General features: G+C 64.4%; 23 protein-coding genes. 9 read left to right on the top strand and 14 right to left on the bottom strand.

Annotation, left to right across the window (positions count from 1 at the left end; translation table 11 throughout):
* Nucleotides 1–85: 85 nt before the first annotated feature.
* The 5 genes from ACVMDN_RS11250 to hutI all read right to left on the bottom strand — a co-directional run bounded on the left by ACVMDN_RS11250 (nt 86) and on the right by hutI (nt 6708).
* The gene (locus ACVMDN_RS11250; RefSeq protein WP_016845707.1) at nt 86–727 is read right to left on the bottom strand and encodes an ANTAR domain-containing response regulator; all 642 of its coding nucleotides are present in this window, start codon (nt 725–727) and stop codon (nt 86–88) included.
* Complete coding sequence (locus tag ACVMDN_RS11245; protein ID WP_028331424.1) at nt 724–1878, bottom strand: transporter substrate-binding domain-containing protein; 1155 nt, start codon at nt 1876–1878, stop codon at nt 724–726. The genes ACVMDN_RS11250 and ACVMDN_RS11245 overlap by 4 nt, the downstream gene beginning before the upstream one ends.
* Before the next feature lie 364 nt (nt 1879–2242).
* Nucleotides 2243–3910 (bottom strand): urocanate hydratase, encoded by a 1668-nt coding sequence (gene hutU, locus ACVMDN_RS11240; RefSeq protein WP_076833531.1) that lies wholly within the window; start codon nt 3908–3910, stop codon nt 2243–2245.
* A 27-nt stretch (nt 3911–3937) separates the two neighbouring features.
* Complete coding sequence (gene hutH, locus ACVMDN_RS11235; protein WP_076833529.1) at nt 3938–5497, bottom strand: histidine ammonia-lyase; 1560 nt, start codon at nt 5495–5497, stop codon at nt 3938–3940.
* Nucleotides 5494–6708: an imidazolonepropionase gene (hutI, locus tag ACVMDN_RS11230; RefSeq protein ID WP_076833527.1), complete on the bottom strand. Its 1215-nt coding sequence runs from the start codon at nt 6706–6708 to the stop codon at nt 5494–5496. Before hutI ends, hutH begins: the two co-directional genes overlap by 4 nt.
* 85 nt (nt 6709–6793) lie before the next feature.
* Here hutI and ACVMDN_RS11225 point away from each other — a divergent pair, with 85 nt between their 5' ends.
* From ACVMDN_RS11225 to ACVMDN_RS11205, 5 genes are all read left to right on the top strand, one after another.
* Nucleotides 6794–8152, top strand: coding sequence for a formimidoylglutamate deiminase (locus ACVMDN_RS11225; RefSeq protein WP_076833525.1), 1359 nt, complete (start codon nt 6794–6796; stop codon nt 8150–8152).
* Entirely contained in the window at nt 8149–8892 is a 744-nt protein-coding gene (gene hutC / locus ACVMDN_RS11220; RefSeq protein ID WP_076833523.1) for a histidine utilization repressor, read from the top strand. The genes ACVMDN_RS11225 and hutC overlap by 4 nt, the downstream gene beginning before the upstream one ends.
* Before the next feature lie 134 nt (nt 8893–9026).
* A complete protein-coding gene (locus ACVMDN_RS11215) occupies nt 9027–9971 on the top strand; it encodes an ABC transporter substrate-binding protein (protein ID WP_057015912.1) in 945 nt (314 codons plus the stop codon).
* A gap of 78 nt (nt 9972–10049) precedes the next feature.
* Nucleotides 10050–10823 carry an ABC transporter permease gene (locus ACVMDN_RS11210; protein WP_057015911.1) on the top strand — a complete coding sequence of 258 codons (774 nt, stop codon included), beginning with the start codon at nt 10050–10052 and terminating at the stop codon, nt 10821–10823.
* Nucleotides 10820–11605 carry an ABC transporter ATP-binding protein gene (locus ACVMDN_RS11205; protein WP_168857084.1) on the top strand — a complete coding sequence of 262 codons (786 nt, stop codon included), beginning with the start codon at nt 10820–10822 and terminating at the stop codon, nt 11603–11605. The genes ACVMDN_RS11210 and ACVMDN_RS11205 overlap by 4 nt, the downstream gene beginning before the upstream one ends.
* 116 nt (nt 11606–11721) lie before the next feature.
* On the opposite strand, the gene ACVMDN_RS11200 is transcribed toward ACVMDN_RS11205, so the two are convergent.
* The 7 genes from ACVMDN_RS11200 to urtA all read right to left on the bottom strand — a co-directional run bounded on the left by ACVMDN_RS11200 (nt 11722) and on the right by urtA (nt 18413).
* Nucleotides 11722–12069, bottom strand: coding sequence for an FmdB family zinc ribbon protein (locus tag ACVMDN_RS11200; RefSeq protein ID WP_057015943.1), 348 nt, complete (start codon nt 12067–12069; stop codon nt 11722–11724).
* Nucleotides 12070–12170: 101 nt separating this feature from the next.
* Nucleotides 12171–13400, bottom strand: coding sequence for a formamidase (gene fmdA, locus ACVMDN_RS11195; RefSeq protein ID WP_141339904.1), 1230 nt, complete (start codon nt 13398–13400; stop codon nt 12171–12173).
* 28 nt (nt 13401–13428) lie between these two features.
* Nucleotides 13429–14118: an urea ABC transporter ATP-binding subunit UrtE gene (gene urtE, locus ACVMDN_RS11190; protein ID WP_050400072.1), complete on the bottom strand. Its 690-nt coding sequence runs from the start codon at nt 14116–14118 to the stop codon at nt 13429–13431.
* A 12-nt stretch (nt 14119–14130) separates the two neighbouring features.
* Entirely contained in the window at nt 14131–14886 is a 756-nt protein-coding gene (gene urtD, locus ACVMDN_RS11185) for an urea ABC transporter ATP-binding protein UrtD (RefSeq protein ID WP_057015909.1), read from the bottom strand.
* Nucleotides 14887–14898: 12 nt separating this feature from the next.
* On the bottom strand, nt 14899–16035 hold the full coding sequence (urtC, locus tag ACVMDN_RS11180; protein WP_057015908.1) for an urea ABC transporter permease subunit UrtC: 1137 nt from the start codon (nt 16033–16035) through the stop codon (nt 14899–14901).
* Nucleotides 16036–16052: 17 nt separating this feature from the next.
* Nucleotides 16053–16979, bottom strand: a complete 927-nt coding sequence (gene urtB / locus ACVMDN_RS11175) for an urea ABC transporter permease subunit UrtB (protein ID WP_076833517.1) — start codon at nt 16977–16979, stop codon at nt 16053–16055.
* A 171-nt stretch (nt 16980–17150) separates the two neighbouring features.
* Complete coding sequence (gene urtA / locus ACVMDN_RS11170; protein ID WP_057015907.1) at nt 17151–18413, bottom strand: urea ABC transporter substrate-binding protein; 1263 nt, start codon at nt 18411–18413, stop codon at nt 17151–17153.
* 169 nt (nt 18414–18582) lie between these two features.
* Here urtA and ACVMDN_RS11165 point away from each other — a divergent pair, with 169 nt between their 5' ends.
* Entirely contained in the window at nt 18583–21951 is a 3369-nt protein-coding gene (locus ACVMDN_RS11165; protein WP_076833515.1) for a hybrid sensor histidine kinase/response regulator, read from the top strand.
* Complete coding sequence (locus tag ACVMDN_RS11160) at nt 21941–22867, top strand: response regulator transcription factor (protein WP_076833513.1); 927 nt, start codon at nt 21941–21943, stop codon at nt 22865–22867. The genes ACVMDN_RS11165 and ACVMDN_RS11160 overlap by 11 nt, the downstream gene beginning before the upstream one ends.
* A gap of 53 nt (nt 22868–22920) precedes the next feature.
* Here ACVMDN_RS11160 and ACVMDN_RS11155 read toward each other — a convergent pair whose 3' ends face one another.
* The gene (locus tag ACVMDN_RS11155) at nt 22921–23916 is read right to left on the bottom strand and encodes an AraC family transcriptional regulator (RefSeq protein WP_057015905.1); all 996 of its coding nucleotides are present in this window, start codon (nt 23914–23916) and stop codon (nt 22921–22923) included.
* Nucleotides 23917–24047: 131 nt separating this feature from the next.
* Between ACVMDN_RS11155 and ACVMDN_RS11150 the strand changes: the two genes are divergently transcribed.
* A complete protein-coding gene (locus ACVMDN_RS11150; RefSeq protein WP_057015904.1) occupies nt 24048–24584 on the top strand; it encodes a carboxymuconolactone decarboxylase family protein in 537 nt (178 codons plus the stop codon).
* A 37-nt stretch (nt 24585–24621) separates the two neighbouring features.
* On the top strand, nt 24622–25128 hold the full coding sequence (locus tag ACVMDN_RS11145) for a YkgB family protein (RefSeq protein WP_057015903.1): 507 nt from the start codon (nt 24622–24624) through the stop codon (nt 25126–25128).
* Between the two features lie 566 nt (nt 25129–25694).
* On the opposite strand, the gene cobF is transcribed toward ACVMDN_RS11145, so the two are convergent.
* Nucleotides 25695–26444, bottom strand: a complete 750-nt coding sequence (gene cobF, locus ACVMDN_RS11140) for a precorrin-6A synthase (deacetylating) (RefSeq protein WP_456835218.1) — start codon at nt 26442–26444, stop codon at nt 25695–25697.
* Nucleotides 26445–26450 lie beyond the last annotated feature (6 nt).

The following is a 26450-nucleotide window of genomic DNA, read 5'->3' as shown; positions in this document are numbered from 1 at the left end:
ATGCGCGCTTACGCGAGCATTGGGAGGGCTTTGTTGCCGGTTGTGTCGAAGGCGGCGCTGTCGCCGCCGGCCCCGCTATTGGGGCTTACTGTTGATGATCGTAGCCAAGCAGTTCGAACGAGTCAACAATCGCCGCGGCGACTGCACTTGCCGACACGCGACGATCCATCGCCTGTCGTCTGATGAAGCCATAGGCTTCGGTTTCCGGCATCTGCCGCGTCGCCATCAGGATCGCCTTGGCGCGCTCCACCGTGCGCATCGAGCGCAGATTGTCATCGAGCTTCTCGATCTTGCTGCGAAGCCGCCGTTCATAACCAAATTGACTGCGCGCCAGCACGAGACTGGACAGCACGGCATTCTGCGTGAACGGCCGCGGCAGCACGGCGTTCGGCGTCGCATGACACAGCGCATCGGCGTGAACGGTTTCCGTCGCCGGCAGGATCACAACCAGCGCCGAGCGCGCGTCGCCGGGAATCCATGGCAGGCGCCGCGCCAGGTCAGGGGAATATTCGCAGTACACCACGTCGGCATCGGCGGGCACGCTCTCCGGCATCGGCCAGACCTGCCTCACCCGCATCCGGAACCGCTGCAACTCGCGCAGCAACATGCCGACCTGATCGTCGACCGGCGCGACCACCACCGCCGACAGATCGGCAAGTTCCTGAACCATGGTCTTGCGTCCGCCGACGTCTCGGCTCAGCGACGGCTTACGCGACATTTCGTTCATTGGACGCTTCCTGTTTGCGTTGCACGACCATATCCGATCAGGAACGGATCCGCATGCACCGGCTCCTTCGACTGGCTGACGACATCGAACTGCCCCTGGCGGTTGGCGCGCCCGATGCGGGTCCAGAGGTCGGTATGACCCGACATCGGGTTGACGGTGACGGCACCTTGCGGTGCATCAAAGCTGGTGCCGAACACCATCGAGCGGAGAACTTCGGTGTCGAGTGAATTGACCTGCTCGAGCGCTTTCGCGAACAAATGCAGCTGGAAATAGGATGCTTCGGCGCACATGTTGGTTGAGATATCGGCGCCGAACCGCTTCTTGAAGCGCTGCACAAACGCATTATTAGCGCTGCCCTCGACGCCCTGGAAATACGATGCGGCCGTGACGTGTCCCTCGCCGACGTCGAAGCCCATGGCGGCAATTTCCGCTTCCGTCGTGGTCAGGCTGGCGATCGGCACCTGCTTTGGATCGAGCCCGACATTCGCATAGGCCTGATAAAGGAACACCGTGCCCTCGCCAACGACGGTCGAGAAGATCACGTCGGGCCTGACACGCTTGATATCCTGGATGATCGGCACAAAATCCTGCCAGCGCGCGTAAACATTGACATAGCGCTCGCCGACCACCGAGCCGCCGTTGCTCTTGAGCAGCTCCCGCATCACCCGGTTGGACTCGCGCGGATAGATGTAGTCGGACCCCACGAAATAGAACCGCGTTCCGAACGTATCCATCAAATAGCGGCACAGCGCGAGGCTGTTCTGGTTCGGCGAGGCGCCGGTGTAGATGACGTTGGGCGACGCCTCGAACCCTTCGTAAAGCGTCGGATACCAGAGCAGACCGTTCAGCCGTTCGACTACCGGCAGCACCGCCTTGCGGCTCGACGAGGTGTAGCAGCCGAAGATCGTGCTGACCTGATCCTCGATCATCAGCCGCTTGGCGTAATGACCATAGGCGGCCGAGTCCGATCCGGGGTCATAGGCAACGGGAACCAGCTCGCGGCCGCAGACGCCGCCCGCTTCATTCACCTCTTCGATCGCGAGTTGCGTGCCCTGATACTGGGTCTCCTCGATGACCGACATGAAGCCGGTTCGCGAGAACAGCACTCCTATCCGCCACGGAGCGGATGTCGTTTGGGTAAGGTTCGACATGATCAGGCCCTCGACAGAATTGGAGGGACGAGAGGGATTATTGTTCTTGTTGCTCTCGAACAGCATTGCCGGCTGCGGAAGATTTGCATGCCATCTGCCGCGAGACAAGGACCCTGGCCGCTCATCCTGTCAGCGAAGCTGACGCGAAAGCAGGCAGACTAATGTGTCACCCGCGACGGGTCACAGACGCAGCGCTCCACGGACCACCTATCTCCGGTAGCTGCACCGCCGATTTCCCGTATCAAGGCATGTCCGGCCGGTCACCTCGCGTACATCAACCGGAAGGTTGAGAGCTGCAACGGGATTGCTCGTTAAGCTGCGCCCCGGTCGGGAGATGCCGCAACTCCCGATCGAGGAGGTCCTATCAGCGCAGGCTAGGCAGATCGAGCCGGTTGGCGCGCGCGCATTCGACCGCCGTGTCATAGCCGGCGTCGGCGTGGCGCATCACGCCTGTCGCCGGGTCGTTCCATAGCACACGCTCGAGCCGGCGCGCGGCCTCCGGCGTGCCGTCAGCGACGATCACCATGCCGGCGTGCTGCGAATAGCCGATGCCGACGCCGCCGCCGTGATGCAGCGACACCCAGGTGGCGCCGCTCGCGCAGTTGAGCAGTGCATTGAGCAGCGGCCAGTCGGACACCGCGTCGGAGCCGTCGCGCATCGCCTCGGTCTCGCGGTTCGGGCTCGCCACCGAGCCGCTGTCGAGATGATCGCGGCCGATCACGATCGGCGCCTTGAGCTCGCCGCGCGCCACCATCTCGTTGAAGGCAAGGCCAAGCCGATGGCGGTCGCCGAGCCCGACCCAGCAAATTCGCGCAGGCAGTCCCTGAAACTTGATGCGCGCCTTGGCCATGTCGAGCCAGTTGTGCAGGTGGCTGTCGTTGGGCATCAGCTCCTTGACCTTTGCATCGGTCTTGAAGATGTCCTCGGGATCGCCCGACAGCGCCGCCCAGCGGAACGGCCCGACGCCGCGGCAGAACAGCGGACGGATATAGGCCGGAACGAAGCCTGGAAAATCGAACGCCTGCTTCAGGCCCATGTCCTTGGCCATCTGGCGGATGTTGTTGCCGTAATCGAGCGTCGGGATTCCCTGCGCGTGAAAATCCAGCATGGCCTGGACGTGATCGACCATCGAGGTCTTGGCTGCCGTCTCAACGGCCTTCGGGTCGCCCGCGCGTTTGGTTTCCCAATCGGCGAGTGTCCATCCCTTCGGCAAATAACCGTTGATCGGATCATGCGCGCTGGTCTGGTCGGTGACGATGTCCGGGCGCACGCCGCGGTGCACCAGTTCGGGAAAGATCTCGGCCGCATTGCCGAGCAGGCCGACCGACACCGGCTTCTGGCTCTTGACCGCCTCAGCAATGATTGCGAGCGCGTCATCGAGCGTCGCCGCCTGGCGGTCGAGGTAGCCCGTCCGCAGCCGCATCTCGATGCGGCTCGGCTGGCATTCGACCGCGAGCATCGAGGCGCCGGCCATCGTCGCGGCCAGCGGCTGGGCACCGCCCATGCCGCCGAGGCCCGCCGTCAGGATCCATTTGCCGGCGAGACTGCCGCTATAATGCCGGCGGCCGACCTCGACGAACGTCTCATAGGTCCCCTGCACGATACCCTGGCTGCCGATATAGATCCATGAGCCTGCCGTCATCTGGCCGAACATCATCAGGCCCTGCCGGTCGAGCTCGTTGAAATGATCGAGCGTTGCCCAATGCGGCACCAGGTTGGAATTCGCGATCAGTACGCGCGGCGCGTCGGCATGGGTCCGGAAAATGCCGACCGGCTTGCCGGACTGCACCAGCAGGGTCTGGTCGCCTTCGAGCTTGCGCAAGGACGCGGCAATCCGATCAAAGCTCTCCCAGTCGCGCGCCGCACGGCCGATGCCGCCATAAACCACGAGCTCGCTCGGGCGCTCGGCGACATCAGGGTCCAGATTGTTCATCAGCATGCGCAGCGGTGCTTCCGTCAGCCAGCTCTTGGCGCTGATGTCGGTGCCGCGGGGAGCACGGATGATGCGTTCGTTATCCAGTCGGCGGTTCATGACGGATGTTCCTGCTAAGCAAGTCTTCTAAGTCAGTCTTGGAAATGGATCGGTCGGAAGCACCGCGATCGCAGCGGCGGGCAGCGCGTCGGCTTCGATCAGAGCGGCCGCCCTGGCGAGATCGTCAGCCATGTAGCGGTCGGCGGCGAGCGCCGGAACCTGCTCTCGGAGCGCGGCAATGACCGCAGCGAGCGGCGCGCTCGTTGAGTGCGGCGCGCGCAGCGTGATGCCCTGCGCGGCGACCAGCAGTTCGATGCCGAGGATGGCGGCGAGATTGTCGGCCATATCGGACAGCCGGCGCGCAGCATGCGCGGCCATCGAGACGTGATCTTCCTGGTTGGCGCTGGTCGGCGTCGAATCGATCGAGCACGGCATCGCACGCTGCTTGTTCTCGGCATAGAGCGCCGCCGCCGTCACCTCGGCGATCATGAAGCCGGAATTGATGCCGGGTTCGGGCGTCAGGAACGGCGGCAGGCCGAAGTTCAGGGCGGGATCGACGAGGGTCGCGATCCGCCGCTCGCTGGTCGCCCCGATCTCCGAAAGCGCGAGCGCAATCTGGTCGGCGGCGAACGCCACCGGCTCGGCGTGGAAATTGCCGCCTGACACGATTTCGCCGGTCTCGACCAGGACGAGTGGATTGTCGGTGACGGCATTGGCCTCAACGGTCAGCCCGCGGGCGGCTTGCGCGAGCAGGTCGAGCACAGCACCCGCGACCTGCGGCTGGCAGCGCAGGCAATAGGGATCCTGCACGCGCTCGTCGCCTTCGAGATGCGATTGCCTGATGTCGCTGCCGTCAAGCAGCGCGGTCAGGGCGGCGGCCGCAGCGATCTGCCCGTCATGGCCACGCAAAGATTGAATCTCGGGACGAAACGGCACCGTCGACGCCATCGCCGCATCGACCGACAGCGCACCGGTCACCAGCGCGGCGCACGCCAGGCGATGCGCACGCAGCAGACCGGAGATGGCGTAGGCGGAGGAAAACTGCGTGCCGTTGATCAGCGCGAGCCCCTCCTTCGGGCCGAGCGTCAAGGGCGCGAGGCCGGCAACCGCAAGCGCTTCGCGGCCCGGCACGACTTTGCCATCAAGGATTGCCTGTCCCTCCCCGATCATGACCGCGGTCATGTGAGCGAGCGGCGCGAGATCGCCGGAGGCACCGACCGAGCCCTGCTGCGGCACCAGCGGATAAACGCCGCGCGCCAGCATGCCCTGCAACTGCTCGATCACCTCGCGGCGCACGCCGGATGCGCCGCGACCGAGCGAAATCACTTTCAACGCCATCATCAAACGCACGATCGGCTCGGGCGTGTTCGGACCGACTCCACAGCAGTGCGACAAGATGAGGTTGCGCTGAAGCAGCGCGGTTTGATCGGGCGCAATGCGCGTCGATGCCAGCTTCCCGAAACCGGTATTGATGCCGTAGACGGGAACGTCGATAAGCGCCGCCTTCGCCACGATCTCCGCGGCCGCCTCGACGCGCGGCCAGCACGATAGATCGAGCATGATGGGCGCGCCCGCGAGCACGCGCACCAGGACGTCGAGGCCGACGGTTCCGGGAGTCACGACGACAGGCGCATCCCGATCGCTCATTGCCCCCTCCACACCCGGCTGTGCAGCGGGTTGAAGCCGATGCGGTAGACCAGTTCGGCCGGACGCTCGATGTCCCAGATCGCCAGATCGCACCACTTGCCGGCCTCTAACGTACCGGTCTCGGCGAGCATGCCGAGCGCGCGCGCCCCTTCCCGCGTCACCCCTGTGAGGCATTCGGCGACCGTCATCCGGAACAGCGTTGCGCTCATGTTCATCGCCAGCAGGAGCGAGGTGAGCGGCGAGCTGCCAGGATTGCAATCGGTCGCCAGCGCCATGTTCACACCGTGGCTACGGAACAGCTCGACCGGCGGCTTGTGCGTTTCACGAATGAAATAGAACGCGCCGGGCAGCAGGACCGCGACGGTGCCGGCCATCGCCATCGCCACCGCGCCGGCTTCGTCGGTGTGCTCGAGATGATCGGCCGAGAGCGCCGAGAATTTCGCGGCCAGCGCCGCGCCGCCGAGATTGGACAGCTGATCCGCATGCAGCTTGACCGGCAGTCCGAGCGCACGCGCCGCCTCGAACACCCGTGCCGTCTGCTCTCCGGAAAACGCGATCCCCTCCATGAAGCCGTCGACGGCATCGGCAAGGCCGGCCTTGGCCACGGCCGGCAGCATCTCGTTGCAGACCAGATCGATGTAACCGTCCTTGTCGCCATTGGCCTCCAGCGGCAGCGCATGCGCTCCGAGGAAAGAGGTGCGGATCGCGACCTGCCGCAGGCGGGCGAGGCTGCGTGCCGCCGCAAGCTGCCGCATCTCGGTCTCGGCATTGAGGCCATAGCCGGACTTGATCTCGACGGTGGTTGCGCCCTCGCCGATCAGCGCGTCGAGCCGCGGCAGCGCGCCGGCGACGAGCTCCGCCTCGGTCGCCTTGCGCGTCGCCGCAACGGTCGAGACGATGCCGCCGCCGGCGCGCGCGATCTCCTCATAGCTCGCGCCCTTCAGGCGCAGCTCGAACTCGTGCGCGCGGTCGCCGCCGAAGACGAGATGGGTGTGGCAATCGACGAGCCCAGGCGTGATCCAGCGGCCGGCACAATCGATCCGATCAACGGCGTCCGCATCCACAGGAAAGTCCGACTGCACGCCGGCATAGACGATGCGGCCGTCGCGCGCCGCGATCAGGCCCCGCTCGATCTCGCCGAGATCAGTGCGGTCGCTGCGCATCGTGGCGAGCCGGGCGTTGTGCCAGATACGGTCGAAGCGCTCTGCCATGCGATCGTCCCCTCGAGGTGGGATGCTTGACTTATATGTCTAGACATATAATCGTGTCCGGGTTCTGTCCAGCCGGCGTGGAAAAATGACACGACTGCATTTCGCATTCGCGCTGCTGCCTTCGGGCTGGGCCAATGACGTGCAAGTCGTCGTTGTCGATGGCGCGATCGCCTCGGTGACGGCGGGCGTTGCGCCTGGCGCCGGCGACGAACGTCACCAAATGGCGGTTCCGGGATTGGCGAGCCTGCACAGCCACGCCTTTCAGCGCGGCATGGCCGGCCTTGCCGAACTGCGCGGCGACACGACCGATACGTTCTGGACCTGGCGTGAGACGATGTATCGCTTCACGCTGACCATGACGCCGGACGACGTCACAGCCGTCGCGACCCTGCTCTATGTCGAGATGCTCGAGCGCGGCTTTACCCGTGTCGGCGAGTTTCACTATCTGCATCATGATCGAGACGGCGCGCCCTACGCCAATCTCGCCGAGATGGCCATACGCATCGCAGAGGCCGCCGACGCCTCCGGCATCGGGCTCACGCTGCTGCCAAGTTTCTATGCTCACAGCACGTTCGGCGGCGCCGCACCGCATGCCGGGCAACGTCGCTTCATCTGCTCGGTCGATCAGTTCGCCGCGCTGATGGCCGCCTCGCGCGAGGCAATCCGAAAACTTCCCGGCGCCAACATCGGCATCGCTCCGCATAGCCTGCGCGCCGTGGCGCCGGATGAGCTGGCGGCGATCATCCCGCTTGCCGGGGCGGACCCGATCCACATCCACGCCGCCGAACAGGTGCGCGAGGTGGAGGATTGCCTTGCCTGGTCAGGACAGCGGCCGGTGCAATGGCTGCTCGAACATGCGCCCGTCGATCAGCGCTGGTGCCTCATTCACGCGACCCACATGACGGAGCAGGAAGTCAATGCACTCGCCGGCAGCGGCGCGGTTGCCGGCCTTTGCCCCGTCACCGAAGCAAGTCTCGGCGACGGCATCTTTTCGGCGCGCGAATTCCTCGCCGCGGGCGGCCGGTTCGGCATCGGCACCGATTCCAATGTGCTGGTCGGCGTCGCCGACGAGCTGCGCCAGCTCGAATACGGTCAGCGGCTGAAACACCGCGAGCGCAATGTACTCTCGGGGCGTCCCGGCACATCCACCGGCCGCGCCCTGTTCGACCAGGCGCTCGCTGGCGGCGCGCAGGCTCTGGCACGGACCAAGGCCGGGCTTGCGCCCGGCGCGCGCGCCGACATCGTCAGCCTCGACACCGCGCATCCGTCCCTCGCGGGACGATCGGGCGATGCGGTTCTCGACGGCTGGCTGTTTGCAACCGGCAGCGACGCGATCGATTGCGTCTGGGCCGCCGGCGACAAGGTGGTGGCGGGCGGACGGCATCGGCTGCGCGACAAGGCGCGCGAGCAGTTCAATGCAAGCGTGCGGAGGCTCGTCGCATGAGCCTCGCCTCCGACCAGGCCAAGCCCGGCGCGGCGAACAAGCCGACACTCTACAAGCGCATCCGGCTCGACATCGAGACGCGGATCCTGACCGGCGAATGGCCGCCCGGGCATCGCATCCCGTTCGAGCACCAGCTGATGGCGCGCTATCGCTGCTCGCGCATGACGGTGAACAAGGCGTTGTCGGAACTGGCGCAGGCCGACCTGATCGAGCGGCGGCGCCGTGCCGGCACCTTCGTGCGCCGTCCGCAGCATCTGTCGGCGGTGCTCAAGATCGCCGACATCCGCGCCGAGATCACCGCGCTCGGCCGCAGCTACGGCTATCAGCTGATCGAATGCCGGCGCCGTACCGCGACATCGGCCGATCGCGCCCGGCTCGGCGTCAGCACGGCCGGCAAGATAGTCGCGATCGCCTGCCGGCACAGCGCCGACAATGTGCCGTTCGCCGTCGAGGACAGGCTGATCGATCTCTCCACGGTGCCGGAAGCTGCAACCGCGGACTTCGCCCGCGAACCGCCGGGGTCATGGCTGCTGCACCATGTGCCGTGGACCGAAGCCGAGCATACGATCAGCGCCGTCATCGCCGACGACCGCACGGCAAAGGCGCTCGACATCGCGGTCGGGGCGCCCTGCCTCGTGATCGACCGCTACACCTGGCGCAGCGCGCGCACGCTGACGGCGGTGCGGCTGCATTATCCAGGCGAGACGCATCGCCTGGTGGCCCGCTTCAAGGGAGGCTGAGGACAGCTTGCGCGGCATATTTCATGCAATGCATCATGGGCCATCGTCCGCCGACATGCTTCATGCGGCAATCCGCCGCGACTGACGTGAAGACATCAACTGGGTTCAATCCATCGTTCAAGGGGTCGACAATCATGCGTTCCTTCAAGCTATTGCCCGCAATCGCAGTGTTGCTCGCGTCCACGGGCGCGTTCGCGGATGACGTCAAGGTCGGCGTCGGCATCTCCGGATGGACCGGCTTCGCGCCGCTGACGCTCGCCAAGGAGGCCGGCATCTTCAAGAAGAACGGCCTCGACGTGACCCTGAAGAAGATTCCGCAGAAGGACCGCCATCTCGCGATCGCCTCGGGCGACATCCAGTGCGCGGCCACCACGGTCGAGACCTGGATCTCCTGGAACGCCAATGGCGTCGCGACCAAGCAAATCTTCCAACTCGACAAGAGCTATGGCGCCGACGGCATGGCCGTGCGCAACGACATCGCCGCGATCAAGGACCTCAAGGGCAAGACCGTCGCGGCGTCGGCGCCCGGCACCTCTCCGTATTTCGCGCTGGCCTGGATGCTGAAGAAGAACGGCCTCACGGTGAAAGACGTCACCGTGGTGAATCTGGAGCCGGCCGCCGCAGCGCAGGCCTTCGTCTCCGGCCAGAACGATGCCGCGATGACCTACGAGCCTTATCTGTCGACGGTGCGCGCCGCTCCCGACAAGGGCAAGATCATCGCGACCACGCTCGACTACCCGATCGTGATGGATACGTTCGGCTGCACGCCGAAATTCCTGACCGACAATCCGAAGGCGGCGCAGGCGCTTGCCAACAGCTATTTCGAGGCGCTCGACATGATCGCCAAGGACCAGGCCAAGTCCTACGAGATCATGGGCGCTGACGTGAAGCAGACCGGCGAGCAGTTCGGCAACTCGGCAAAGTACCTGCGCTGGCAGGACAAGGCCGCCAACCAGAAATTCTTCGCCGGCGACTTCCTGACCTTCAACAAGGACGCTGCCGAGCTCCTGCTCGAGGTCGGCATCATCAAGGCCGCGCCGAAGGTCGAAGACATCTACGACGCAAGCTTCATCAAGTAACGCAGCAACCATTTGGACCGGTCCCACCTCGCGACACAGCGGGCGGGACCGGCGCATAAGCTACTTCCGGATCATTTGATGCGTCCTCTCGAGCCCACGACATCGAAGCAGCGCGTGGCCTATGGCCTCGCCTTCTTCGTGCTGTTCGTCGCCCTCTGGTCCTGGGCAACGTTCGGCGGCCATGTGTCGAGGACCTTCCTCGCCAACCCGCTGACCATGGTGCAGGAGGGCTATGAGCTGCTCGCAAAGCAGGGCTTTCTGTTCGACATCGGGATGACGATCTGGCGCGTGATCGGCGGGTTTGTGCTTGCTGCCGTCATCGCGGTGCCGCTCGGCGTTCTGATGGGCGCTTACAAGCCGATCGAGGCCTTTCTCGAGCCCTTTGTGTCCTTTGCGCGCTATCTGCCGGCATCCGCCTTCATCCCGCTGCTGATCCTGTGGGCGGGCATCGGTGAGTTGCAGAAGCTGCTTGTGATCTTCATCGGCGCAGTATTTCAGATCATCCTGATGGTCGCCGTCACCGTCGGTGCCACACGGCGCGACCTGGTGGAGGCCGCCTACACGCTCGGCGCCCGCGACCGCGGCATCATCCGCCGCGTGCTGCTGCCCTCCGCCGCGCCCGAGATTGCCGAAATCCTCCGGCTGGTGCTGGGCTGGGCCTGGACCTACGTCATCGTGGCCGAATTGATCGGCTCATCATCCGGCATCGGACACATGATCACCGACAGCCAGGCGCTGCTCAACACGGGCCAGATCATCTTCGGCATCATCGTGATCGGGCTGATCGGCCTGATCTCCGATTTCCTGTTCAAGGCCTTCAACGCCTGGCTGTTCCCGTGGAAGCTCGCATGACCGCGCTCAGGATCGATCAGGTCTCGCGAACCTTCCCCGCCCGCGCCGGCAACGCGCCGACGAGAGCGCTCGAGCCGACCACGCTCGACGTCGGCAACAACGACTTCGTCACCATCCTCGGCCCCTCCGGATGCGGAAAGTCCACTTTGCTCCGGATCATCGCCGGGCTCGACCGGCCGACCAGCGGACGGGTCACGCTCGACGGGCGCGAAATCACCGGCCCCGGCGCCGATCGCGGCATGGTGTTTCAGTCCTACACATTGTTTCCGTGGCTGACGGTGCGGGAGAATATCGCCTTCGGCCTGCGCGAGCGCGGCGTGTCGCAAGCGGAGCGCCACGAGATCGCCGATGCGTTCATTCGCCGGGTCGGGCTATCGGGCTTCGAAAATCACTGGCCCAAGCAGCTGTCGGGCGGCATGCAGCAGCGCACCGCGATTGCCCGTGCGCTGGCCAACGATCCGAAGATCCTGCTGCTCGACGAGCCGTTCGGCGCGCTGGACAACCAGACGCGCGCGCTGATGCAGGAGATGCTGCTGGGGATCTGGGAGCGCGACCAGAAAACGGTGCTGTTCGTCACCCACGACATCGAGGAAGCGATCTTCCTCGGCAGCCGCGTCATCGTCATGAGCGCGCGTCCGGGCCGCATCAAGGCCGAGATCGCAGTCGACCTGCCGCATCCCCGGTCCTACAAGATCAAGACCACGCCCGAATTCGTCGCCCTGAAGGAACGGCTGGTCGAGGAAATCCGCACCGAAGCCCTGAAGGTCGCCGAACAGGCCTGATGATCAGCCACGCTTCTAGAGCCCTTCCCGTTCCGAGTGAATCGGGACGGGCTCCAGACTCTTGTTTTGACGCGTTTTCTTAACGCGAACCGGTATCCACTTCGCTCGAAAACGCTCTAATGGCTGATCATCCAGGGCCGCGCGGTCGGAAAGCCCTTGGCGCCGCTCTTGGTCTTGGTCATCAGCCGTGCCGGCTTCTTCCTTCCCGTCGAGCAGCAGCCGCAGCCCGGGCCGTGCGCCGCCTTGTATTGATCGAGCGTCTTCGGCGCGTGGCGGCTCTGCTCGTTGGTGGCGTGGGCCTTGCGCTTGTCGGAGGGCATGCAGAAGAACGCCGGCGCGGTCAGGATCACGCGCGGCGACGTCGTCTCGCATTGCGGGCAGTCCTGCGGCAGGTCGCATTCCGCCATCGGCCGCATGTCGGTGAACGGGCCGCAGTCGTTGCAGAGATATTCGTAGATCGGCATTTCCTTCATCCTTGCGCAATCGTGCGTGACATCCGGCGATGGATGCGGGGCGGCCAATACGCAGCCGTCCCGCACCCTTCGCGCAGGGATCACCAAAAGGATCACTTGTCCGGCGAGATTGGCATCTGCACGTCGCCCGTGATGTGCTTGATCGGTCCCGCCGACGACGGCATGACGTCGAAGTCGAAGATCTCCGTCGGCAGCCACAACGTGGCGCAGGCATTCGGCACGTCGACGACGCCGGAGATGTGACCCTGGCACGGCGCGGTGCCGAGGATCGAATAGGCCTGGGCGCCGGAGTAGCCGAACTTCTTCAGATACTCGATCGCGTTGAGGCAAGCCTGGCGATAGGCGATGTGGACGTCGAGATAATGCTGCTTGCCGGCCTCGTCGACCGAGATGCCCTCGAAAATCAGGTAATCCTTGTAGTTCGGCGTGATCGGCGACGGCTTGAACACGGGGTTCTTGATGCCGTATTTCGAGACGCCGTCCTTGATGACGTCGACCTTGATGTGCAGCCAGCCGGCCATTTCGATCGCGCCGCAGAAGGTGATCTCGCCGTCGCCCTGGCTGAAATGCAGATCGCCCATCGAGAGCCCGCCGCCCGGCACATAAACCGGGAAGTAGATCTTCGAGCCGCGCGACAGATCCTTGATGTCGCAATTGCCGCCATGCTCGCGCGGCGGCACGGTGCGGGCGCCCTCGAGGCCGATCTTGGCCTTGACGTCGCCCTTGGCCTGGCCCGCATGGGCGGTCGGCGCGAACGGCGGGTTGGCGAGGCCCGGCACGCGGGTCGGGTTGGTCGCGATCAGTTCGGCTTCGCGCGCGTTCCATGCGGCAAGCATCTTGGCGTCGGGCAGACAGCCGATCAGGCCGGGATGGATCAAGCCGGCGAAGTTCACGCCGGGGACGTGGCGCGACGAGGTGTAGAGGCCCTTGATGTCCCAGATCGACTTCTGCGCCAGCGGGAAATGGTCGGTAAGGAAGCCGCCGCCATTCTGCTTGGAGAAGAAGCCGTTGAAGCCCCACAGGCTCTCCTTCAAGGGACCGACGTCGAGCAGGTCGACGACGAGGAGGTCGCCAGGCTCGGCGCCCTTGACGCCGATCGGGCCGGACAGGAAGTGCACGATCGACAGATCGATATCGCGCACGTCGTCGGCCGAATCGTTGTTCTTGATGAAGCCACCAGTCCAGTCGACGGTCTCGATGATGAAGTCCTCGCCGGGGCTGACCCACTCGACGATCGGAACCTCCGGATGCCAGCGGTTGTGGATCTTGTCGTTTTCGTAGGCCGACTTGCTGAGATCGACCTTGATCAGTGTATCTGGCATCGCATTGCTCCCCTTGGGTTACTGATAGTTAGACGGACAGGTACTTGGAAATCTGCGCGGCATCGACGCTGGCGCGCGGATCGTCGCGGACGATCTCGCCATTCTCGATGACGAGCACCCGGTCGGCGATGTCGAGCGCGAAGCTCAGGACCTGTTCGGAGACCACAATCGACAGCCCGCGCTCGTCGCGGATCCGCTTCAGGGTGCGCGCCATGTCCTTGATGATCGACGGCTGGATGCCTTCGGTCGGCTCGTCCAGCAGCAGCACCTTCGGCTTGGTCGCCAGAGCGCGGGCGATCGCGAGCTGCTGCTGCTGTCCACCCGAGAGATTGCCGCCGCGGCGGCCCTTCATCTCGAGCAGCACCGGAAACAGCTCATAGATGTCGCCCGGTACCTCGGAGCCGCCTGACACCACGAGCCCGGTCTCGATGTTCTCCTTCACCGTCATCGTGGAGAAGATCATGCGACCCTGCGGCACATAGGCGAGCCCCTTCGCGACCCGCTCGTAGCTCTTCATCGCGCCGAGCTCGGTGCCGTCCATGGTCACCTTGCCGCTCTTGGCCGGCAGGATGCCCATCAGCGACTTCATCAGCGTGGTCTTGCCCATGCCGTTGCGGCCCATGATCGCGACGATCTCGTTGGGCGCGACCGAGACGTTGAGGCCGTGCAGCACCTCGCTCTGGCCATAGGCGACGTGAAGATCATTGATTGCCAGCATCGTCCCGGTTCCTCAGTGGCCCAAATACACTTCGATGACTTTCGGATCGTTCTTGACGTGCTCCATCGTTCCCTCGGACAGGATCTGTCCCTGGTGCAGCACCGTGACCTTGTGCGCGATGTCCTCGACGAACTTCATGTCGTGCTCGATCACCAGCACCGAACGGTCCTTGATGATGCGGTTGAGCAGCTCGGCCGTCTTGGCGCGCTCGGACACGCTCATGCCGGCGACCGGCTCGTCGAGCATCAAGAGGTCCGGATCCTGGATCAGCAGCATGCCGATCTCGAGCCACTGCTTCTGGCCATGGCTCAACTGGTCGGCATAGGTGTTGAGCTTGTCCTTCAGGAAGATCATCTCGGCGACCTCCTCGACCCGCTGCCTGACGGTATCGTCGCGCTGGAAGGTCAACGAGCCGAACACGGTCCGGCCGCGCGGGAAGGAAATCTCGAGGTTCTCGAACACGGTGAGATCCTCGAACACCGACGGCGTCTGGAACTTGCGTCCCACCCCGGCCTGCACGATCTCGTTCTCGCGCAACCTGGTCAGCTCCTGGCCACGGAACTGGATCGAGCCTGACGTCGCCCTGGTCTTGCCGCAGATCAGGTCGAGCACCGTGGTCTTGCCGGCGCCGTTCGGGCCGATGATGACGCGGATCTCGTTCTCCTCAACATAGAAGGAGAGATCGTTCACGGCCTTGAAGCCATCGAACGACACAGTGAGACCGGAGACCGCGAGCAGGAAGTCCTTGGGCTGATGGCCGACGAGCATGATGATCCCTCCTCACTCGGCCGGTGCGCCGTCGGCGATCAGGCCGGCCGCCGATTTCGATTTGCGTGATGCCAGCAGGCGATCGATGCGCGGCTGGACGTGGTCCGCCCAGATGCCGGAGAGCCCGTTCGGGAAGGCGAGCACGACCGCGATGAACAGCGCGCCGAGGCCGAACAGCCAGAGCTGCGGGAAGGACTCCGAGAGGCTGGTCTTGGCGAAATTGACCAGGAGCGCGCCCCAGACTGCGCCGAAGATCGACATCCGGCCGCCGACCGCGGTGTAGATCACCATCTCGATCGACGGCACGATGCCGACGAAGGACGGCGACATGAAGCCGACCTCGAGCGTGAACATGGCGCCGCCGATCGCAGCAAACACCGCCGCGGCGCAGAATGCGAAGATCTTGAAGTTGGCGACGCTGTAACCGGAGAAGCGCACGCGATCCTCCTGCTCCCGCATTGCCACCAGGATGCGCCCGAGTTTTGTCAGGCGGATGAACTGCGCGACGCAGATGCAGCCGAACAGCAGCACAACCTCGACGAAATACAGAATGAACTTGGCGTGATCGGTGCGGATGTCCCAGCCGTGCAGCGTGCGTAAGTCGGTAATGCCGTTGATGCCACCGGTGTAGCCTTGCTGCCCGACAATCAGAATAGTGAGGATCGCGGCGATCGCTTGCGTGATGATGGCAAAGTACACGCCGCCGACCCGACGCTTGAACATCGCGGCACCGATGATCAGCGCGAAGACCGCGGGAACCAGCAAGATCGCAAGCAGCGTGACCGGGAAGCTGTGGAACGGCTTCCAGAAGAAAGGCAGCGAGGTGAGCTGGTTCCAGTCCATGAAGTCGGGGATGCCCGGCGTCGACTGGATCTTGGTGTTCGCGACCGACGACGCCTCGAGCTTGAGGTACATCGCCATGCAGTAGCCGCCGAGGCCGAAGAACACGCCCTGCCCCAGGCTCAGGATGCCGCCATAGCCCCAGCACAGCACGAGGCCGATCCCGACGAAGGCGTAGGTCAAATATTTGGCGACGAGGTTGAGGCGGAAGATATCCAGCGACAGCGGCAGGATGACAAACAACAGCACTGCGAGCGCAAGGAAGCCGAGCAGTTCGGAGCGATTGAAAAAGCGCGAGTTGATGATCATGACCAGCCTGCTTGTTCTTATTTGCGGACCTTGAGCGCGAAGAGCCCCTGCGGACGCACCATCAGGATCGCGACGATCGTCAGCAGCGTGATCACCTTGGCCATCGATCCCGACAGGAAGAATTCCAGCGTCGATTGGGTCTGCGAGATCGAGAAGGCGGAGGCGATGGTGCCGAACAGCGAAGCCGCACCGCCGAACACGACGACCAGGAAGGTGTCGACGATGTAGAGCTGGCCGGCGGTCGGTCCGGTCGAGCCGATCATGGTGAAGGCCGAGCCGGCGATCCCGGCGATGCCGCAGCCGAGGCCAAAGGTGTAACGATCGACCTTCTCGGTGTTGATGCCGACGGCGCCCGCCATCACGCGGTTCTGCACCACGGCGCGTACCTGCTTGCCCCAGCTTGACCAGAACAGCACATAGGCGACCGCGATCGTGATCAGGATGGTCAGCGCCATCACGAACATGCCGTTGATCGGAATCTGGATGGAGTCGGTCGCCTGCCAGGAGCCCATCATCCATTCCGGCAGTTCGACGCCGACCTCGCGCGCGCCGAAGACCGAACGATAGGCCTGCTGCAGGATCAGGCTGAGGCCCCAGGTCGCCAGCAGCGTGTCGAGCGGACGCTTGTAGAGATGGCGTATCAGCGCCCACTCGACCAGCATGCCGAGCGCGCCTGACGCAATGAACGCGAGGATCATTGCGATGAAGAAGTAACCGGGGAACAGCCAGGGCGCGACGTGCTGCACGGCGTTCGACGTCATCCAGGTGACGTACGCCCCCAGGATCATGAACTCGCCATGGGCCATGTTGATGACGCCCATCTGGCCGAAGATGATGGCAAGCCCCAGCGCCATCAGCACATAGACGGAGAACAGGATGAGCCCGGCAAATCCCTGCATCGCAAGGATGGCGCCGAGATCGCTGATCGAATAGTCGCCGAACATCTGGTCCTCCGTCATTCCAAGGGGCACGCGCCGCCGGTCAAGCGACGCTCGTTCCGCGGCGTGGACGATGACGTCCACGCCACGATGCGTTGTGGAGCTTCGTAGCCCGGGTGAGCGGGTGCGATACCCGGGACGGTCCCGCATATCGCCCCGCTCATGCGGGCTACAGGCTCACTGGTAGCCCTTGGGGAACGGATCCGGCTCGACGAGATCGGCGGTCTCGTAGATCAGCTCGTACTGGCCGTCGGCCTTGGCGCGTCCGACGCGGGTCTTCGACCAGAGGTGATGATTCTCGTGGATCCGGACGTAACCTTCCGGCGCGCCCTTGAACTCGACGCCGGGCGACGCGGCCGCCACCTTGTCGATGTCGAAGGAGCCGGCCTTCTCCACCGTCAACTTCCACAGCCACGGACCGAGATAGGCAGCCTGGGTGACGTCTCCGATCACGGTCTTCTCGCCCCACATCTTCTTGAAGGCGGGCACGAAGGCCTTGTTGTTCGGATTGTCGAGCGACTGGAAGTATTTCATGCAGGCATAGGCGCCGGCGATGTTCTCGCCGCCGATGCCGTCGATCTCGTCCTCGGTGACCGAGATCGTGAGCAGCGTCTGCTTGGACAAGTCGATGCCGGCCGCCTTGAGCTGCTTGTAGAATGCGACGTTGGAGCCGCCGACGATGATCGCGTAGATCACGTCCGGCTTGGTCAGCTTGATCTTGTTGATGACCGAGTTGAACTGGGTCGAGCCGAGCGGGAAGTATTCCTCGCCGACCACCTTGCAGCCCTGCAGATGGTTCTCGATGTGCTTGCGCGCGATCTTGTTCGAGGTGCGCGGCCAGATGTAGTCCGAGCCGAGCAGGTAGAAGCTCTTGGCGCCCTTGGTCTTGTTGACCCAGTCGAGGCCGGCGATGATCTGCTGGGTCGCCTCCTGCCCGGTGTAGATCACGTTCTTGGACTGCTCGAGGCCTTCATAGAAGGTCGGGTAGTACAGCATGCCGTTGTACTGCTCGAACACCGGCAGCACCGCCTTGCGCGAGGCCGAGGTCCAGCAGCCCATTACGGCCGCGCATTTGTCGTTGACCAGCAGCTTCTTGGCCTTTTCCGCGAAGGTCGGCCAGTCGCTGGCGCCGTCTTCCTGGATGAACTTGATCTTGCGGCCGAGCACGCCGCCGGCGGCATTGATCTGCTCGATCGCGAGCTTCTCGGCCTCGACCGACCCGGTCTCGGAGATCGCCATGGTGCCGGTGACGGAATGCAGGATGCCGACCGTGACTTCGCTATCGGTGACTGCAAGACCCGTGGTATTGACCGCAGAGGTTGCAGGAACGTCGGCAAATGCCGGACGGCCCAGCATCGAAACGGCCGGCAATGCCGCCATTCCCATCAAGAGCTTGCGTCGGAGCGGAGACTTCAGGCCTGGTTTTGGTTCGTCTGACATGAGCACCCCATCTGGTTCGAGAACGCTTATTGATCAGGCGAGGATTGCTCACTTTTGTGCAGCGCACTGATACGTGAGATCGCGTATACTGCACCGCAAAATAGCGACGTAGGTTTTTGGTACGGGATTTGCCCGCGATCAGCGCATCGTGGACCAGGAGTTCAAACGAGTGGCAGGGCGGCAGCGGATAGACCGCGTCAGGCGCCAGTACAATCAATGGGTCGCCAACCAGACGCTGGAAGACTACGCGCTGCGCTTCACCGCCAAGAGCGCGCGGCGCTGGTCCGCCGCCCGCGTCGCCAACACCGCGCTCGGCGCGATCTCCTTCCTCGCGCTGGAGGCGATCGGCGGCACCATCACGCTGAATTACGGCGCGATGAACGCCTCCGCCGCGATCCTGGTCGTCAGCGTCATCATCTTCCTCTGCGGGCTGCCGATCGCCTACCATGCCGCGAAAAGCGGCATCGACATCGACCTGCTGACCCGCGGCGCCGGCTTCGGCTATATTGGCTCGACCATCACCTCGCTGATCTACGCCTCCTTCACCTTCATCTTCTTCGCGATCGAGGCGGTGATCCTGGCCAGCGCGCTCGACATGTGCTTCGGCATCCCGCGACCGATCGGCTATTTGATCAGCGCAGTCGTGATCATTCCGCTGGTCATCTACGGCATCACGCTGATCAGCCGCTTCCAGCTCTGGACCCAGCCGCTGTGGATCATCCTCCACATCATGCCGTTCGCGGCGATCGCCTGGGCCAATCCGCATTCCTTCACCGAGTGGCGCAAATTCGCCGGCGATCACGGCGATCCCGCAGGGACTCTCGACCTGCTGCTGTTCGGCACCGCCGCCTCCGTCGTGTTCGCGCTGGTGGCGCAGATCGGCGAGCAGGTCGACTTCCTGCGCTTTCTGCCGCGCGACCGCCGCACCTCGCGCAAGGCCTGGTGGATCGCGCTGCTGAGCGCCGGTCCCGGCTGGATCGTGCTCGGCGCGCTCAAGCTGCTGGCCGGTTCGTTCCTGGCCTTCTTCGCGCTCAGCCACGGCGTCTCGGCCGAGCACGCGGCCGAGCCGGCCAACATGTATCTCGAAGCCTTCCGCTACGTGCTGTCGCAGCCGGATCTGGCAATGGCGCTGACCGGGACATTTGTGATCCTGTCGCAGGTCAAGATCAACGTCACCAACGCCTATGCCGGCTCGATCGCCTGGTCGAATTTCTTCTCCCGCCTCACCCACTCGCATCCGGGCCGCGTGGTGTGGCTGGTGTTCAATGTCGTCGTCGCGCTGCTGCTGATGGAGATCGGTGTCTACAAGGCGCTGGAGCAGACGCTCGCGCTCTACTCCAACGTCGCGATCGCCTGGGTCGGCGCGCTGGTCGCCGATCTCGTCGTCAACAAGCCGCTCGGCCTGCGGCCGCAGCACATCGAGTTCAAGCGCGCCCATCTCTGCGATATCAATCCGGTCGGCGTCGGCGCGATGACGATCGCCACCGTGGTCTCGATCAGCGCGTTCTACGGCCTGTTCGGCCCGACCGCGAAGGCGCTGTCGGCCTTCGTTGCGCTTGCGGTCGCGTTCGTCACGGCTCCCCTGATCGCCTGGGCCACCGACGGCAAGTACTACATCGCCCGCAAGCCGAAGCGGAGCTGGCAGAACATCGAGTCGATCCAGTGCTGCATCTGCGAGCATGCGTTCGAGCCCGAGGACATGGCTTCCTGCCCGGCCTATGCAGGCCCGATCTGCTCACTGTGCTGCTCGCTCGACGCACGCTGCCATGACCTCTGCAAGCCGCATGGCCGGATCGGCGCACAGGTCTCGGACGCGCTGGGCAAGGTGATGCCGCAGCCGATCTACGCCCGCATCAATTCACAGCTCGGGCATTACCTCGGCGTGTTCGCCGTCTCAGCCGGCCTCGTGGCGCTGGTGCTCGGCCTGATCTACCTGCAGACCACGGCGGCCGTGCATGCCAATGAATTGCTGGCCGACGTGCTCTGGAAGGTGTTCTTTGCGCTGACCCTCATCATCGGCGTGGTCGCCTGGCTGTTCGTGCTGGCGCAACAAAGCCGGCGCGCCGCGGAAGCGGAAACACGCCGCCAGACCACGCTGCTAATCCAGGAGATCGACGCCCACAAGCGCACCGACGCCGAACTGCAGCGCGCCAAGGAAGTCGCCGAGTCAGCCAATCTCGCCAAAAGCCGCTACGTCGTGGGCCTCAGCCACGAGCTTCGCTCGCCGCTGAATGCGATCTCCGGCTACGCGCAGCTATTGGAGCAGGACGACAGCCTGCAGGTGCGGCCGCGCGAGCAGGTGCGCGTCGTCCGCCGCAGCGCCGATCATCTGTCTGGGCTGATCGACGGCATCCTCGATATCTCCAAGATCGAGGCCGGCCGGCTCTACCTGTCGCGCGACGAAGTGCGGCTGAACGATTTCCTCGAGCAGCTGGTCGGCATGTTCCGCCTGCAAGCCGCAGCAAAAGGCATCGACTTCGTGTTCAAACGGCCTGCCGTGCTGCCCGTCGTGGTCTATGCCGACGAGAAGCGGCTGCGTCAGATCCTGATCAACCTGCTGTCGAACGCGATCAAGTTCACGCAATCCGGCCAGGTCCAGTTCGTGGTGCATTACCGCAGCCCGGTCGCAGAGTTCGAGGTGATCGATACCGGGCCGGGCATCCAGCCCGACGACCTCGAGCGGATCTTCGCGCCGTTCGAGCGCGGTGCGCTCGGCGTCACCCAGCCGCAGACCGGCACCGGGCTTGGCCTGACCATCAGCCGCCTGCTCGCGGGCGTGATGGGCGGCGACATCAAGGTCCTGAGCACGGTCGGCACCGGCAGCACCTTCCGCGTCAAGCTGCTGCTGTCGGAGGTCACCAATCCGCGGCGCGATGCACCGGTCGATGCTCCCGTGTACGGCTATCACGGTCCGCGCAAGACCATCCTGATCACCGACGACGACCCGACCCACCGCGACCTGTTGCGCGAGATCCTGACGCCGCTCGGCTTCATCCTGCTCAGCGCGCCGGACGGACCGGGCTGCCTTGCCCTCGCACAGCATTGCCGGCCGGACTTATTTCTGCTCGACATCTCGATGGCGGGCATGGACGGCTGGACGGTCGCCGAAACCCTGCGCTCCGAAGGCCATCACCAGGCGCGGATCCTGATGATCTCGGCCAGCGCGCTGGAGGCTCATGGCGCGCCGCTGGCGCAGCCATTCCATGACGGCTACCTGATGAAGCCGATCGACATCCCGCGGCTGCTCGAGACCATCCGCCAGTTGCTCAAGATCGAGTGGCAGTATGAGGCCGAGCCGGCCCCGCCTCCGCAATGGAAGCCCGAGAGCGGTTCGCGGCCGCCGGTGAAATATGTCGAAGAGCTGATCAGCCTCGGCCAGCTCGGCTATGTCAGGGCGATCCAGCTCAAGCTCGACGAGATCGGCAATGAGTGTCCCGAACATGCCGATTTCGTCGGCCAGATGCGCACACTGATCGACCGGTTCGATCTCGATCAATATATGGCGACGTTGAAGACATTGCACAGCTATGACCATTGAACAGAAGAAGCGCGACGTCGCGCTCGTCGTCGACGACTCACCCGAGACGTTGCGTCTCTTGACCGATGCGCTCGACGGCGCTGGCATGACCGTGATGGTCGCGCTCGACGGCGCCTCGGCGATGCGCATCGTCGAACAGATCACGCCCGATATCGTGTTGCTCGATGCCGTGATGCCCGGCATGGACGGTTTCGAAACCTGCCGGCGGCTGAAGCGCGACGCAGGGCTCGACGGCGTGCCGATCATCTTCATGACGGGCCTCGCCGAAACCGAGCATATCGTGCGCGGGCTGGAGGCCGGCGGCGTCGACTATGTCACGAAGCCGATCGTGGTCGAGGAGATGCTCGCGCGCATCCGGGTCCATCTCGCCAATGCGCGGATGACGCAAAGCGCCCGCGCGGCGCTCGACGTCTCCGGCCGCTATCTGCTCGCCGTGAACAGCGCCGGCGCGCTGCTGTGGGCGACGCCGCAGGCACAGCGACTGCTGTCGGATACGCTCGCCGACGCCGCCGACAATTTCGCGCTGCCGGACCCGATGCCGCAATGGCTCGAGCAGGCGCAGAAGGGCGGCACGGGAAAGAAGACAGCGACCGTGGCGTCGTTCCCCGGCAACGAACAGCTTCGGCTGCAATATATGGGCAAGCTCGGGCCCAACGAATTCCTGCTGCGGCTCGCCAAGGACACCAGCGGCGACATGCCGGCCGAGTTCTCCAGCGAGCTCGGCCTGACCACCCGCGAGGGCGAGGTGCTGTCCTGGCTGTCCAAGGGCAAGACCAACCGCGACATCGCGCAGATCCTCGGCCTCAGCCCGCGCACCGTCGACAAGCACCTCGAGCAGATCTACGCCAAGCTCGGGGTCGAGAACCGCACCGCCGCCGCCGCGATCGCGGTCAACGCAAGGCATCGCAAGTCTTGATCGAGCGCCCTCTGCGCCTCGCGCACCGAAACGTACGCGAGGCACGGAGGACGCTAAGCATCCACAGTCGGCGAACTGCCTTTCCGATCAGCCGGCACGGCAGATTCCGACGACACGTCCTGTTCCGGCGGCTGCGTCTTTCGCCACTGCGCCGGCGTCACGCCCATGTGGCTCTTGAAGGCGCGCTGAAAGGCAGCCTCCGATTGATACCCGACCATCTCTGCCACGGCGCCCGTCGAAAGCGATGATCCCTTCAACTCGTTCGCCGCAAGTGTCATCCTGATATCGGTGAGCAGATCGCTGGCCGATCGCCCGAGCTTGTCCTGGAACTGCCGTGCCAGCGTCGCGCGCGACATGTTGCAAAGCCGTGCGAGCTCCGGCAGCGACCACGCGCGCGCGGGCTCCTTGAACATGGCGACCACGGCCGGCGCGAGCCTGGGATCACCGACCAGGGCGAGAAGTCCCCGTGACGTTGCATCGGTCTCGCTGGCAAGCCGCAGCACAAGCGCGAACATTGCCGTGGATAGCGCATTCAGCATGGCGTGGCCGCCCAGATGATCGTCGGCCGTTTCGCTGCGCATCAGCGACACGAGCCCGGCGAGCTGTGCAGCCGTTCCCTTTCCCGCACGCGTGCCGGCATGCACGACAAGGCGCGGCGGAAGATAACCGCGCAACAGACGGTCGTGTGGCGGTGCAATCGCGAAGTGCCCGCACAACAGGTCAAGCCGTTCGTCCGATCCGAGGTTTTCGCTGATCGTGAAATTCTCCGCCGCCCGGTTGCGCGCCGGCAGCGGTGTCGCCCCGCTTCCGTCGTGCATCACGTGTCGCGGGTTGCCGGGAAGCAGGAGGATGTCGCCGGGCTTCAGCAGCAACGGCCGTCCGCCCGCGGCGTCGTCCAGGATCGCCGAGCCGGCAAGCACCGCATGATAGGGGATTTCGCTGGTTACACCCGGTCCCTGCTCGATACGCCAGGGCACGCTGTAGCTGCAGCGCAGGTCGAGCCGCCCGCGCACCGGCATCATCTCGAACAGCCGGCTCAGCCAATCCATAGCCAAATTCCCCTGAAGCAGTTCATGAGACGATGGAGCATATAAACGAGCAATATTAACATTCAATGTCTCAAATCTCGATCCTATTGTCACTCCGCAATCGTTCACCACCCCAAACAAGGAGTGCCACCATGTCTCGCCTCTCAACCCCCAATCTCGAAACCGCTACCGGCCCGTCCGGCCAGATCTACGCCCAGATCAAGAAGGCGATCGGCGCCGTCCCGAACACCTACGCGGCGATTGCCGCCCACGGTCCGGCCGCGCTCAAATCGATCCTCGCGGCCGATGCCGTCCTGACTGGCGGCAGCCTGCCCCGGCGCGACCTGGAGATCGTCAAGCTCGTGATCAGCGCTGCCAGCGGCTGCGATTATTGTGTCGCCGCGCACTCGCATCTCGCCAGGCTCGCCGGCGTGAATGCCGATGTGCTCAAGCAGATCCGCGACGGCGCGCCGACCGGTGACGCCAAGCGCGATGCGCTTGTGCATTTCGTGCGCAAGCTCGCGCAGTCGAGCGGCACCGTCAGCGACGAGGATTTCGCCGCGATCAAGTCCGCCGGCTACAGCGACGCGCAACTGGTCGAGATCAGCCTGGCGTTTGCGACCACGGTCTTCACCAACGTCTTCAACCGCATCAACGACACCGACATCGACTTCCCGGCAGTCGCGTGAAGCGACCGGGCGATGTCATGCGAAAAGGATCACGACCATGACCACGCTTGCCAACACCACACAAAATCCGCTTGTCCGCGCGCTTCATAGGTCCGGCCTGCTCGCGGAAGATCTCGACTATCACGTCGTCCGGGCTGCGATGGTGATCATGTTCCTGTTCTTCGGTTACCAGAAGTGGTTTCCGTACGAGTTCGAACGGCTGGTCCCGTTCATCAGCAACGGGCCGCTGATCTGGTGGCTGTATCCAGCGTTCGGCCACGCCGGCGCCAGCTACTTCCTTGGCGCCTCTGAGTGGACGTTCGGTTCGCTGCTGCTCGCGGGCTTCTGGGACAAGCGGCTCGGCGTGCTCGGCGCCCTCGGCTCGACAGGCACCTTCATCGCGACGGTCACCATCATTCCGTTCATGCCCGATGGCTGGGACGTTGCCGCCGGTGGCTTCCCCGCGATGACCGGTAACGTGCCCTTCCTGATGAAGGACGTCGTCCTGCTCGCCGTCTCGCTCTACCTGCTGCGACAGGACGTGGTTCGTCTGATCAGGCAATAGCTGATCGCGATTGATCGCCGGTGGGCCTCGGGCGTGCCGGCGATCGCGCGTGGTATTGAGCAGACGCAGCATTTCTCTCGAACACAACGACATGGCAGTCACTATTGCTGCACGGTCCAGCGGCCCATGCTCTTTAAGAGCCGAGCCATAACCCATTGCCGAACTTGCATAACGCGTTGAAAATCGGCTCCGCGCGATCGGCTGCGCTGTCGCCCGCTCGACGACGCACCGCCGCTTCCATGCACGAATGATCCGGTAGCTCTCCGGCCATGAACATAGTTCCGCCGCGCGGTCTGGGCTAAAAGGAGCGCCGGTGTTGTTCTGGGGTGAGTTGATGAAGAAGGACGACGTCACATGCCCGCGTTGCGGGGCTGGATTCCGACGCCTTGAGCTGGCATCCGGGTCAGGAAGCGAGGGCGAGTATCGCTGCCCGGTTTGCGAGACGCCCCTCGAGCAGTTCGATGGCGACAAGCTTGTCGCTTACCGCCTGACCATCCAGCCCTCGATTCGCGGGTTGAAGACCTAGCGGCCCCGCTGGATGGAATGCCGCCGGAGCAAAATCTGGATCACGATCTCCGCTTCAGGACATAGCTGTCCATGATCCAGCCGTGCCGCTCACGTGCCTCTCGTCGCGCGGCGACGATGCGAGGGCCCACCTCTGCCAGTTCCCCCGCCATGATGATCTGATCGGGCATGCCGAGATAGGCGCCCCACCAGATTTGCAGTCCGGCAGGATCCAGCGTCTGGAAGGCGGCGCCGCCGTCGAGCATCACGACCACGGTGTCGAGGCCGGGCGGCCAGCCGCCATCGCGCAGCCGCCGGCCGGTCGTCACGAGGAACGGCTCGCCGATCTCATTGAGCGGCAGCGCATGCGCCGCGCACAGCGCCTGGATCGACGTGATGCCCGGGATCACCTCGATCGATGGCAACGGATCGAGCCGTCTCGCAATCCGCAGGCTCGAATCGTAGAGCGAGGGATCGCCCCAGATCAGCAGGGCGACGCGTCCCTCCCCGCCGAGATGGCGCGCGATTTCCTGCGACCACGTCGCGGCGATCGCATCGTGCCAATCGTCCACACCCTTGCGATAGTCCTCCTCACCGGCGTCACGCACCGGCAGGTCGAACTCGGCAATGCGTGTGCAGTCATTGCTCAACGCTTCTGCGCAGATGGTGCGACGCAACTCGGCGAGATCCGACTTCGCCGTCCCCTTGCGCGGGATCAGGATCAGGTCGGCGGCATTGATCGCGGCGGTCGCGGCGAAAGTGAGCTGCCGGGGATCACCACAACCGATGCCGATCAGGGACAGCGTCAACATGGCCGC

This window comes from Bradyrhizobium sp. USDA 4510 (assembly GCF_054059095.1).
The sequence above is the reverse complement of the archived record's forward strand: the minus strand, read 5'-3'. Positions and strand labels throughout refer to the sequence as shown.